Annotated in this window: 7 protein-coding genes and 1 pseudogene; 3 read left to right on the plus strand and 5 right to left on the minus strand. The window is 45.5% G+C overall.

The genetic code is table 11. From position 1 onward, the window contains the following. The first annotated feature begins 78 nt into the window (after positions 1-78). From ACESTD_RS14020 to ACESTD_RS14030, 3 genes are all read left to right on the plus strand, one after another. The gene (locus tag ACESTD_RS14020; protein ID WP_022402128.1) at positions 79-2,403 is read left to right on the plus strand and encodes a TonB-dependent receptor; all 2,325 of its coding nucleotides are present in this window, start codon (positions 79-81) and stop codon (positions 2,401-2,403) included. 74 nt (positions 2,404-2,477) lie between these two features. Further along, the gene (locus tag ACESTD_RS14025; RefSeq protein WP_009036861.1) at positions 2,478-3,356 is read left to right on the plus strand and encodes an AraC family transcriptional regulator; all 879 of its coding nucleotides are present in this window, start codon (positions 2,478-2,480) and stop codon (positions 3,354-3,356) included. Between the two features lie 62 nt (positions 3,357-3,418). After that, a complete protein-coding gene (locus ACESTD_RS14030; protein WP_022402129.1) occupies positions 3,419-4,180 on the plus strand; it encodes a creatininase family protein in 762 nt (253 codons plus the stop codon). 187 nt (positions 4,181-4,367) lie between these two features. Here the strand turns inward: ACESTD_RS14030 and ACESTD_RS14035 are convergent, their stop codons facing one another. The 5 genes and pseudogenes from ACESTD_RS14035 to ACESTD_RS14055 form a co-directional block, all read right to left on the minus strand. Beyond that, positions 4,368-4,790 (minus strand): BT0820 family HAD-type phosphatase, encoded by a 423-nt coding sequence (locus ACESTD_RS14035; RefSeq protein ID WP_022402130.1) that lies wholly within the window; start codon positions 4,788-4,790, stop codon positions 4,368-4,370. Between the two features lie 46 nt (positions 4,791-4,836). Beyond that, positions 4,837-6,162: a carboxypeptidase-like regulatory domain-containing protein gene (locus tag ACESTD_RS14040; RefSeq protein ID WP_057097966.1), complete on the minus strand. Its 1,326-nt coding sequence runs from the start codon at positions 6,160-6,162 to the stop codon at positions 4,837-4,839. Positions 6,163-6,202: 40 nt separating this feature from the next. Beyond that, entirely contained in the window at positions 6,203-7,474 is a 1,272-nt protein-coding gene (locus ACESTD_RS14045; protein WP_373158949.1) for a YjbH domain-containing protein, read from the minus strand. Between the two features lie 52 nt (positions 7,475-7,526). Continuing rightward, positions 7,527-8,208, minus strand: a pseudogene (locus ACESTD_RS14050) (YjbH domain-containing protein). 359 nt (positions 8,209-8,567) lie between these two features. Next, a complete protein-coding gene (locus ACESTD_RS14055) occupies positions 8,568-10,751 on the minus strand; it encodes a P-loop NTPase fold protein (protein ID WP_195288703.1) in 2,184 nt (727 codons plus the stop codon). Positions 10,752-11,217: the final 466 nt, after the last annotated feature.

Genomic DNA, 11,217 nt, shown 5'->3' on the forward strand with positions numbered 1-11,217 from the left:
AGTGAACGAAGTGCGGCATCTCGGATGATTATCTTTTTTCAGACTTGAATTATTTTTTTTATTTAGAGCGCTAATTTGATGAAACAATACATTTTGGCGTTGGTACTTGCAGTGGTAAGTGCCAGCGTAGCTTTTGCCGTAAATCCTATAAAAGAAGGCAATATGATTTCCGGCCATGTGATAGTGAAAGGTACGGAGGAAAATATACCGTATGCCACGGTTTTGATTATCGGCAGTGGTCAGGGAACGGTTTCCAATGAAGAAGGACAATTTGAGTTCCGCAAGCTTCCGGCGGGAAAATACAAGCTCCGTGTGTCGGCAGTGGGTTACAAGACCCAAGAGAAGGAGGTGACGGTGAGCAAGGACTTTACTGCCGTCATACATTTCCCGATGGAAGAGGAGAGTTTCATGACCGATGAAGTGGTGGTATCCGCCAACCGCAACGAGGTAAGCCGCAAGGCAGCTCCGGTAGTTGTAAATGTGATGAGTACCAAATTGTTCGAGATGGTCAACTCCACCGACCTTGCCAAGACACTGAACTACCAATCGGGCTTGCGTGTGGAGAACAACTGCCAGAACTGTGGTTTCCCCCAGGTGCGCATCAATGGCTTGGAAGGTCCGTATTCGCAGATATTGATAAACAGCCGTCCCATCATCAGTGCATTGAGCGGTGTGTACGGATTGGAGCAAATCCCCGTGAACATGATTGAACGGGTAGAAGTGGTGCGTGGCGGAGGCTCTGCCTTGTTTGGGGCCAATGCTGTGGGAGGAACTATCAATATTATAACCAAAGACCCCATCAACAATTCCTTTCAGGTATCGAGCATGTTCTCCAATATGGACGGCAAGTCCTGGGAGCAATATATGGGTGGCAATGTGTCGCTGGTTGCCAAAGATAACTCTTACGGCATTGCCTTTTATGAGAGTTACCGCAACCGCAACCCCTACGACCGCGATGGCGATGGCTTTTCCGAGCTGGGCAAGCTGAACATGAATACTTTCGGCTTCCGCGCCTATTACCGTCCTACGCATTTCAGCCGCATCAATCTGGAATACCATACCACCAACGAACTTCGTCGCGGAGGCAACAAATTCGATTTGCAGCCGCACGAGACGGACATCACCGAGCAGACCAAGCATATCATCAATAGCGGAGGCGTGAGTTATGATTTGTTCTGGAAAGAGTACAAGCATAAGATTTCGGCTTACACCTCCATCCAGCACACCGACCGCAACAGCTACTATGGTGCCCAAAAGAACATGAATGCCTACGGCAAGACGAAAGACCTGACCTGGGTTGCCGGCGGCATGTATGTGGGCAATATGGACAACTGCTTCTTTGCCCCCGCCACCTTCACCGGCGGACTGGAATATCAGAACAACTCCCTGCACGACATCATGACCGGCTATCATCGTGACATGGAGCAGGATGTCCGCATTGCCAGCGCCTTCGTGCAGAATGAGTGGAAGATGAACGTACTGACCATGCTGGTCGGCGCCCGCCTGGACAAACACAACCTGATAGACAAGCTTATTTTCAGCCCCCGCGTCAACCTGCTCTACAAGCCGGCAGATGATTTTCAGGCACGCTTGACTTACTCTACCGGTTTCCGCGCTCCGCAGGCATACGATGAGGACTTGCACGTGACGGCAGTAGGCGGCAAGGGAGTCCAAATCAAACTCGCCGATAACCTGAGTGAAGAACGCTCCAACAGTTACAGCGGTTCGGTGGACTGGACTGCCCATCTGGGACACTGGCAGGCAAACATCCTGGTGGAGGGTTTCTATACAGACCTGCGCCACGTCTTTGTGCTCGAAGATATCGGCAAGAACGAAGTAGGGGATGTCATCAAGGAGCGCCGCAACGGAAACGGCGCACGCGTATACGGTGCCAATCTGGATGCGAAGATTGCCCACGGCAAGGAGGCGCAGTTCCAGCTCGGCTTCACGGCGCAGCGCAGCCGCTATATCCATGAGGAAGCCTGGACGAAGGTGGACGGCAAAGACCTTACCACCAAGCGCATGCCCCGTACACCGGACTATTACGGATATTTCACTTTCTCCTCGGCGCCGGTGAAGAATTTCGACTTCTCCCTTTCCGGCACTTATACGGGAAAGATGATTGTTCCGCACTACGCACCGGAAGATGCTCCCGAAGGTGCCTTCTGCAATATCACCTCGGACCGCATGGAGCATACTCCCCAATTCCTGGACCTGAATGTGAAGCTGAACTATACGTTTGTGCTTCACGACCATATCAAGCTTCAGTTGAATACGGGTGTACAGAATATCTTCAACAGTTTCCAGAAAGACCTGGATAAAGGGGAATTCCGCGATGCGGGCTATTTCTACGGACCTACGCAGCCGAGAACCTTCTTTGTCGGCTTCAAGATAATGAACTAAAAGTTTCCATTTAAGGATTTTTAGAGCTAAATTCCGCAAAATAGTCCTACATTTGTCGCCAAAGCACAAAAACCATGGATACTAAGAGAATACGGAATGTAGATATTTCCCAGATACATCATTTGCCGATGATCGATTTCATCGGCAATGATTTTGCTATTTTTGATGACATCAAGGACATGTCTTTGAGCTCTTATCCCACCCGTTTGAATGCTGCTTGCCTGACTGTCTGCCTGAAAGGGTGGTGCAAACTGGAACTCAACTTGCAGCAATGTGAAATGCGGGAAGGTATGTTGGGTATTATCCTTCCCGACCAGATTGTTCTGCAAGGAGAACGCTCCGATGACTTTGCCGGACTTTTCATTGCCGTCTCAAAAGATTTTATGGATATGGTGATACCCACCATGCAACAGCTTTTCCCCATGTTCTTCATGATTAAGGAACGGCCTTTCGTCCACATCACTCCGGAGGAATCCCAATCATTCCAGGAGTATCACTCTTTCCTCTGGAGCAAGGTGAAGCTGAAGGACAATCCTTTCCGTAAGGAAATCACCCAGGGATTGCTGCTGGCACTGTTCTATGAGATATACAACATCTATCAAGGGCATGCCGTTCAGGAGCGCATACCCAAAAGCAGGAAGGAAGACTTGTTCGAACGCTTTATCCGTGCCGTTTCAGAGTCCTATAAGGAAGAGCGAAGTGTGTCCTATTATGCCGATAAGATGTTCCTCACCGCCAAGCACCTTTCCACCGTAGTGAAGGAAATCAGCGGAAAGACGGCAGGCGAATGGATTGACAGTCTCGTCGTTTTGGAAGCCAAAGCCTTGTTGAAGTCTTCCGAGCTGAGCATTCAGGAAATTGCGGACGAGCTGCACTTTGCCAACCAGTCGTTCTTTGGCAAGTATTTCAAGCATCACACCGGTATGTCACCTAAAGAATATCGCCGGCAATAGGTTCAATGTGACGGAATAATGTTTATTTTTGCGGTAAAGATTTACCCCCAAAATAAACTATCATGGAAAAAAGAGAAATTGACCTTACTGTTTCCTGCTATGGAAAGGTGAAAGGAGTGAAGTATGACGTTGTCATCCTGCCTTGGGGAGCTACGGAGCCCCATAATCTGCATCTGCCTTATCTCACTGATTGTATTCTGCCGCATGACATTGCCGTAGACGCGGCTGCATTGGCTTTACAGAATTCCGGTGTACGCTGCATGGTGATGCCTCCCGTACCTTTCGGTGCACACAATCCGGGGCAGCGCGAACTTCCGTTCTGCATCCATACCCGCTATTCCACCCAGCAGGCCATTCTGGAAGACATAGTTGCCTCCCTCTATGCACAAGGCATGCGCAAGCTGATTATTCTCAGCGGTCATGGCGGCAACAACTTCAAGGGAATGATTCGTGACCTGGCGTTTGTGTATCCCGATTTTCTGATTATCGCTGCCGACTGGTTCAGCATCGTCCCTCCCAAAGACTACTTTGAGGCTGTTGTCGACGACCATGCCGGCGAGTCTGAGACTTCCGTCATGATGCATTACCATCCCGAGCTGGTGAATCTGGCTGAGGCCGGTGACGGAGAATCCCGACCGTTTGCTATTCCTTCCCTGAATGAAAAGGTGGGCTGGGCTCCCCGCCATTGGGATAAGGCTACAGTCGACAGCGGGGTAGGGAACCCCAAAAAAGCTTCTGCCGAGAAAGGAAAACGTTATATGAAACCGGTGGTGGAGAAGTTGGCGAAGCTCTTTACGGAAGTCGGCCTGGGAAGTCTGTATTGATGTACTTGGCTTCCGGCTATATATAAAAATAGGCAATAACCATTGTTGGATATTGCCTATTTTTTTAGTGCACCCTAAAAACTAATCTCTTTACTCTTATAAAACTAATCTTTCTCTATTTCGAGTACAAAATTAGAAGGTTTTTGCGGGTTATGAATTGACATAAGTCAAAAATCTTATTTGGATATTATTTTTTCAAACGTGCCCAAAAGCCCTTCTTTTTCTGCCGGACCGGTTCACTGTTTTCGCGAAACAGTTCTTCGTAGGTCAGCCCGTCATGCACCATGCGGTAGATGCTTCCCCAGTCGGGCAGTCCGCCCAGATTGCGGTCATCGATAAAGAGATCGGCTTTTACTTTGCGCGAAAAACCGGTGTGTGCGATGTCTTCTTCCGGATAGTCCCGGTTGACGGCATAGAATTCCACACCCCGTTTCCTGCACCATTCCACGGCTTCCTCCAGAAGCTTCCCTTCACGTACCGTCCACAGAATCAGCCGGTGGCGCTCGTCCATCAGCATCTTCAGCGTAGCGGTGGCAAAGGGAATCTCTTCTCCTATCCGGGGATAGCGGTGCTCTACGATGGTACCGTCAAAATCAATGGCTATGGTCATAGGCAGATAAATTGCTTAAAGGGGATTATAGGTTATGCCGTTCGCTTTATTTTCCGGTTGTACCGCCTGAATGCTTGTTGATAGGGGTATTGCTGTATTCTTCGGTATAGCCCGTGTAGCAATTCAGTTGGACAACTACCTGTTTTTTCGCACCGTTTACGAATACGGGGAATGTATATGTCTTCGTCTGGGTTTTGCTGCGGCTGCCGAAAACCAGTTGGTTGTTTCCGCTGATGGCGGTCTTCAATTCTTTTTCTACGGTGTAATAGCCATTCTTGCTGCCTTCGGCGTTGGTGATACACTTTTCGATGACAGAAGCCAGTCCTTTAGAGGCTCCCACGGCTTGCAATGCAGCTTCCGGGGTAGTGGTGTAGTCCCAGCCGCACTTGGTGATTACCTTCAGAGTGGCGGTCAGTGCCGAGTAATCTCTGTTTTCAATCTTGATTACACCGTTTTCTCCGTTCACGGTGTTATATCCGCCTTGCTGTATTTTGCTTACAGTTTTGCTTGGCAGGATATTGGTCAGATACTTGCCTTGTATTTTTTCGCCTTCGGGAATTGTAATGACGTAGTTGCCGTCTTTGTAGGTTACGTCTCCAAAGTGTACGGCAGCTCTTGTGACAACAGCATCTTTCAACGCTTCCATGGAGGCAGGGTCAAAGTAAGAGCCGGTGCTTGCACTACCTGTTACCGCTGTCTTTATTTCAATAGGAGCTTTGGCCACCGCATCTTCCGGTGTCACTTTGATGGCTACTGCCGTCACGGGCACCGCTTCTTCTTTCGGAGTTTCTGCCACCTCTTCGCTTGTGCTGGCTTTCGGCTCTTCGTAAGTTACGGCGGCAATAGTCGTGCCTTCTTCAGCAGCTTGTGCCGGTACGGATACGGTTGTGGTAGTGGCTGCTTCTTCCGCAGAGGTTTCGTTCTGGGCAGCTTCCACGTTGGTTTCCTTGTCAGCTTCTACTGTCACTTCTTCTACATTTTCAAAGCTGATGGCTTTCGCCATTTTCACATTCAGAGTGGTTTGTGTACGATTGGCGGCGCTTGCGGCAATGGTCACTTTGCTTTCCATGCTTTCCATGTCGGTAGCTGTGAATTTCAGGTTATATTCACCGGTTTCTTTCACGGTCAGCATGTACACGCCTTGTGCATCGGTAGTAGCTGTCAGGTTGTTTCCGGCATCTACCTGGGCACCGGTCAATGCACCGCCGGTAGCTGTCACTGTGCCCACAATGTAATATTCCTTTTCCGTTTCCAGCGGATCTACTACTTCTTCATTCTCTTTGTCATCGTCACCACAGGCGATGAGTGCTACAGTACTAAAGGCCATGGCAAACATCAGCAGACCTCCAAAAAACAAATTTTTCTTTTTCATAACTTTGTCAATTAATAAAATTCAAGTGTTTAATTAATATTTATTTTGATAACTCCCGTTGTATTTCTTTTGATAGTTCCCGTTGTATTTCTTTTATAAGGAAGTAGCGTATATAGTCCGGCTGGTAGAAGTTGCTGCTCCGGTTCTCGTCAGGGCGTGTGCTGTAACTTCTTCCCAGTCGTTTTTCTATGTATTCTCCATCTGCCACCATGCCGTATGTCCATGTAAAGTAGTCGGCAGGCTTTACCCTGAAGAATCCTTTCTGGCTCCATTTCTTTCCCGGCAGGGGGATGGCAAAATGAAATCCTCCGTTTATCTCTCCGTCCGTACAGAGGGCATACAAGCCGATGGCATACTCTCCGAAGTGCCGCGTACAGTCTCCTCTCACTCCATAATCACCGTAAATATACCTCCCTGCTTTCAGGTCGAACTGCAAGTTGAGGTGCGGTTCGTAGTACGAAGCGTTCAGCGAGGCATTGATACGTTGTTTTCTGCCCATATACCATCCGTCTTCCCGGGTGACGGCGGAGAAACCGGTGGAGCCTGCCGTTCCGCCCAGTTCCCAGCGTCCGTTGTCGGTGCGGTATTTTATTTCCAGTTGCGCACCGTAGCGGTTGTTGGTAAAGTTGCCCACCGTCATTTTCCCGAAGATATTATGCCTGAAACGTACTTCCTGAGATAAAGCGATGATTCCCGGTCTTATCCGGTTCATCTCTCCGCTCAGGTTGGTGGCTACGGGCAGTATCACTTGTGCGGTCATTTTCCCGCCTTTCCACAGAGCCATTTCCACAGCCGGATTCAGGTTGATGGCATACGTATACAGTTCGTCAAACGTATTGTTCTCTAAAAACAAATCGGGATATACCACCAAATCCACCTTCCAGGCAGACGGCGCTTCTTCCCGACCGGCGTTTTTCAATACCTTCATGGCAGGGTCCGTATCCGCTGTAATCCCCATCTGCCGATATACCTGTATCAGGCTGATTTCCCCGTTTCTGTATGCTTCCGTCAGCGTGTCCGGCAGATTGATGCAAAGCTTCGGTATCAGGTTTTCCAGTACCACTAACTGCAAATCTCCCTTCGTCTTGCTTCCCAAGCAGGCATCTATGGCTTTGCCCACCCCGGTGCAGGAACTTCTATACACATTGTTCTCAAAGCTTACGGTAGTCATCCCCGGTGTCTGTACACATCGGATGTTTTCCATCCCGATGGCTTTCAAGCTCTCTGTCACTTGAGCATCTGCCGTTGCAAAAAAGCAACCGAACACTGCCGCAAGCATCCACTTCAAACCGCCTTTTCTCTTAATATCCATTCTATTCTCCAATCCCTAATCCTTCTCCTTAATTTAATCCCTAATCCTTCTCCTAATGCAACAGCCTGCATTCATACCGTATTCCTCCCGATATGCTGTTGAATTCTCTGGTAAACACATGGATGGAGAGATGCTTCCATAATCTGGCGGCAGCTCCCATATTGAAACCTTCCGAATCATATTCCGCCATGACAGTCATCTCCCGGCAGAAAGCGGGGGAGTAGCTGATGCCTCCGAAGGGGCCGTCTTTTATGCTGTGGTCATTTAGTGGGATATAGTAGCCTGCTGTCAGTGCCAGGCGGTCACCTTTTACGATGGAGAAACCTTTGGTCAGAGTACCGTAAACTGAGGCAAAGTAGTTGGTTCCGGTATTTTTAAAAGGGTCATCTACACCTACCACCAAGCTGGGCCGGTATTTTCCTTCTTTCAGGGGTCGTATGCGTGCAGTCATTGAGCGGTCTTGCTGGAAGTAGCCTTTCTTGCCGTCATACCGTTTGGTTTTCAATAGTGTACACCGATAACTCAACTCCAGAAAGGATAGAAATGTGATGTTGACGAAATAATTTCCGGTGTTGAAGTTAAACGGTGTCATGCCGTTCGGGAGATAGTTTCCTCCCCCCCATAAAAGTACCTGCCTCTTGCATCTCGGCAGTGGGTATGTTTAGCTGCCCGGTGTTACCCATGGAATATTGAGCTTGTACCTTGAGGGCACAGCACAACAGGCAACAGACCATAAGTCCTTGTCTGAATTTCATGTAATTCTTGATTTTAAAGCGTTGTTGTCCGATGAGTCTAAAGTACGCTACGCTATTGCCGGTCACATGGAAAAGAGGTTTGTGCCGGCATCTGGATATATCTTATATGTGACAAAATTACGTCAAATGTATTTGATATGCAAGAGAAAAAGGGGAAATAACACTAAACTGTTGCTCCAATAGTGCTGTTTTTCATATTACCGGGGTGACACACAGCCTCTGTATACTTCTGCTACTTTGCATTTTACCTCTTTTTATGAGTATACATTGGGTATTAATTCCCACTGAAAATATTTTTGAAATAGGTTTGACGAGGTTGGTACCTGTAATTTTGTTTCTTAACTGTTTGGGTCAATCTCAAAGTAAAAGTTTTCAGTTAGGTTAAAACGTGTTTCCGCATTCCAAAAGTCATATTTTATCTTTAGGGAGGTGATTGGAGTGTTTAACACAGTATTAGGCTTGTACTTCATTAGTTGTGGATGATGTGAAGCATGCAGGTTTTGATAGTTTCCTTTCCGATATATTCCCGTGAAGAATACAAGGGATGACACTTCTTCGAGCAATACTTCCGGGTATCTTTTTTCTTGTTGCCATTTGTTTATTTTCTGTTTAAAATGTCTGCTTGTATCAAAGATACCTCTTAAACCGTCGTGTTTTGCCAAGATGTATAGGTCATTTTCATTTTTTACGAATGTAAAGATATGAGGTAATATATCAAGGAAGTGCTCATCAAGAAATTTATCGAGAAATAGTTCGTTTAAGCTTGGATCTACACAATCCGCTATCATCCATAACATGTTTGCGTAATCTGGAGAAGAACTGGTCATTTCTTTTTTCAGTAATAGGTAAAAGAAATGGTTGGCATCTAAATATTCAGTAGGACTATATTGATGCATTACAGAACAGAAAAGTGCCGCAAGTGCTGTTATGTCTTTTGTGTTTTTCAAGTAATGTTCAAAAAAGGGAACTCCTTTTTTGTCTTCTTCTTTATATTCATTAAATCCAGTGTTGCCCAATGATTCCCATGTCATTTGACATAGCCATGGTTCATCTTTTATAATATTTGCAGTTTCTCTGTAATAGGTACTGGTATAGAAGGATGTTATTGTATTGAAGTGTGAAATTTTCTGTTTTGCGGATACATACGCTTCTAAAATAGGGAGCACATAATAATAGCCTTGAGATTGACTGGTTTCCATAATAAGATGCGGTAGATTCTGTTTACCACTTTTTATTAGGCTTTCAAAAGTGTCGCGAAGATTTTTATCTGTATCTATTTCGGCGAACTCTTTATAAGAGAGAAAATACGATGGCATAGATGGAGTGAAATAACGCTGATAGTATAGGGTATTGGTAATGTCGAATGGTCTGAATGATGAAGTCGTGTCGCAGAACAGGGATTGGAGAATCCTTTTTATATCTTTATCTTGTGCTTCTATCCATTCTTGCCGGGGTACTACAAATTCCCAATTCTTGCATACTTTTTTGGATGTGTCAAGCCATCGGGCAGGCGTGCTTTTTAGTTGGGTATAGAGATATGAATCACAGTGTTTTAGTAACTCTACCAAATACCATTTACTCCATACCAGATTCTTGAAATCTTCTTTGCCAAGATAGCTCTTTATATCTTGGCTGAGAAGATTGAGATAATGCTTGGCATCTCGTATGGTGGGTAAGAATTCCTTGATTGAGAGTGTTTCAAACGGATTCTCTTGCTCTGGTAGAGGCATATTCATCTTTTTCATCTCTTCGTAGAGATATAGACTCAGTTCTCCATTGCTTAGAGTAAAAAGTTTGTGGCTTACATTGAACATCTTTTTTAAGTACATTTTTCCACCATTATTTCCAAGAACCCGGTCGGCTTGGTTAGGGTCAAAAGTTACAATGATAGTGAAGCGAGGTAGGTCAGCCACGGTTCGAATAAGTGAAATTACTTCCACGAATATGTTGTTTTCCAGTCGGTCACAGTCATCAATGAAAACTACGGTTGTATATTTTTCCATTGACATTTGTTGATTTAGTTCCTTCTTAATGTCAGCAAAGTCCTTCTCTTCTTTTCCCAATAAGTGCTTCACGGAAAGTATTATTAAAGAGAACCAATTGGTGATGTTGGTCACTTTGATTTTCGATTCATACTTACGCAGTAGAGAAGTTGTTACATCGTTGTTTTCAAATTTACTGTACAATAGATTTAGGAAAGACGATTTGATGTCTTTGATATTGTCTTTCCATGGATTAAACCAAATAGGATGTATTTCTCTTTTGATATATTCTTCCTCCATATAGTGTAGAAAAGTGGTTTTTCCACATCCCCATTCACCCTCTACAGACACTCCTATCGCACCGGAGTATACAGGATTCTTTTCCAAATATTCGACCAGTTGATTGGCTTCTTCTTTTCTATGTAGAATATCATCGGATGGACAAGTGTCATCGTGCAGGGTTATTGCGGGTACTGCCAGAGGTGAAGAGGGTTTCTCTCTTTTTTTGTGTGAAAGGCACGATAAGATGGCTATTTGCATTAGTAAACAGAACATGCTCGCGTCGACATAATAAAAACCATTGAGGTATTCACTATAAAAAGGCGTACATAATTCCCTATATGTAGGTGTTATTCGAACATATATATAAAATGTTAGTATGCCAAGCATTAAGTAGATTGTTTTACAGATGAAGCGTTTGGTGATGTTCTTACAAATACATATAAAACTTATTAAAGGAATAAGTACGAGAAGTATAAAAAGAATGTCATTAAATGGCGTGTCTTCAATTTTTCCAAATAGCGGATTGCCTATTACCGTCATCCAACTGTAAATAATAGTATGTCTCATGCAGAACAATAACAACAGTATTATAATCGGAAAATAATGATGTTGAATGTTGTATATTCTTTTTAAGCCTTTATCGTTACACGGTAGTGTAAAATAAACTGTGTCACGCATTATTTATCTCTAGAAAACTCATCGGTCGGGGAACGGCCCGCGCCAA

Origin of the sequence: Bacteroides sp. AR20, assembly GCF_964250605.1 — a bacterium.
Lineage (GTDB): Bacteria > Bacteroidota > Bacteroidia > Bacteroidales > Bacteroidaceae > Bacteroides > Bacteroides uniformis.

Coding starts and splice junctions, on each gene's coding strand:
- ACESTD_RS14020 (WP_022402128.1), top strand. CDS start 79: ATGAAACAATACATTTTGGCGTTGGTACTTGCAGTGGTAAGTGCCAGC.
- ACESTD_RS14025 (WP_009036861.1), top strand. CDS start 2,478: ATGGATACTAAGAGAATACGGAATGTAGATATTTCCCAGATACATCAT.
- ACESTD_RS14030 (WP_022402129.1), top strand. CDS start 3,419: ATGGAAAAAAGAGAAATTGACCTTACTGTTTCCTGCTATGGAAAGGTG.
- ACESTD_RS14035 (WP_022402130.1), bottom strand. CDS start 4,790: ATGACCATAGCCATTGATTTTGACGGTACCATCGTAGAGCACCGCTAT.
- ACESTD_RS14040 (WP_057097966.1), bottom strand. CDS start 6,162: ATGAAAAAGAAAAATTTGTTTTTTGGAGGTCTGCTGATGTTTGCCATG.
- ACESTD_RS14045 (WP_373158949.1), bottom strand. CDS start 7,474: ATGGATATTAAGAGAAAAGGCGGTTTGAAGTGGATGCTTGCGGCAGTG.
- ACESTD_RS14055 (WP_195288703.1), bottom strand. CDS start 10,751: ATGCAAATAGCCATCTTATCGTGCCTTTCACACAAAAAAAGAGAGAAA.